We start from the raw sequence: 278 nt of genomic DNA on the forward strand, positions 1-278 counted from the left end.
CGGGGTAGCGGCGGCGCAGGGCGATCACGTCGATGTGCACGACGATATAGGCCAGCAGCCACGCCAGGGCGGCGGCCAACAGCAGCAGGCTGATGGAATCCGGGTCCTGGCCCAGCAGCAGGATCGGCAGCCCGGTCAGCGCCGCCACGAACAGCACCGCCACCCAGGGCGTACGGCCACGGGGGCTCAAGCGCTTGAACTGGGGAAAGGCCTGGCCGTTCTGGGCCATGCCGTAGAGCATCCGCGGCAGCGCCGCCAGGGACGAGTTGACCGTGCTG

General features: G+C 70.1%; 1 protein-coding gene. It reads right to left on the reverse strand.

Translation table 11 applies throughout. The features are described from left to right. On the reverse strand, nt 1-278 hold a 278-nt coding region (locus tag SB756_RS29670), incomplete at both ends, for an amino acid permease (RefSeq protein ID WP_410913139.1).

Source organism: Pseudomonas sp. SIMBA_068, from assembly GCF_046534705.1.
Classification (GTDB): Bacteria; Pseudomonadota; Gammaproteobacteria; order Pseudomonadales; family Pseudomonadaceae; genus Aquipseudomonas; species Aquipseudomonas putida.